The sequence below is a fragment of the Methylobacterium sp. W2 genome (assembly GCF_020662345.1).
Classification (GTDB): Bacteria; Pseudomonadota; Alphaproteobacteria; order Rhizobiales; family Beijerinckiaceae; genus Methylobacterium.
Map to the genome: position 1 here is coordinate 1 of NZ_VMOA01000107.1, position 452 is coordinate 452.

Annotated in this window: 1 protein-coding gene; it reads left to right on the forward strand. The window is 63.3% G+C overall.

What is annotated here, in order from left to right:
- Positions 1-40: 40 nt before the first annotated feature.
- Positions 41-452: hypothetical protein (locus tag FPV16_RS25935; RefSeq protein WP_227441377.1), on the forward strand; the 412-nt coding region annotated here is incomplete at its 3' end.

Below are 452 nucleotides of genomic sequence, written 5' to 3' on the forward strand. Positions count from 1 at the left end.
GGTCTACACACGGCTGAACAGCTGAAGGGAAGACAACACCATGGGAAGCATCGTCGCCGTGGCAGGCACCTCGCACAGCCCCATGCTCGGCATGGAGCCCGAGAAGATGTGGAGCCTGCGGGGCGAACACGACAAGGCCAACACCGAGTTGTACGACACCGACGGGGTCATCCGTCCGTACACCGAAATCGCCGAACGCGCCGGCGACCGCTATCTGGCAGAACTCAAGCCCGAGGTCTGGGACCGGAAGTTCACCCAGGCGCAGGCCTACATCAAGCGGCTCGCCGAGGACCTCTTCTCGCTCGAACTGGACGCGGTCGTCGTCGTCGGCGACGACCAGGACGAACTCTTCTCCCACCAGAACCTCCCCTCCGTCGCCGTATACCACGTCGAGGAGATGACCACCCACCATCCCGTCGACATGGGCCTCGGTCAGCAGATCATCGAAGTGC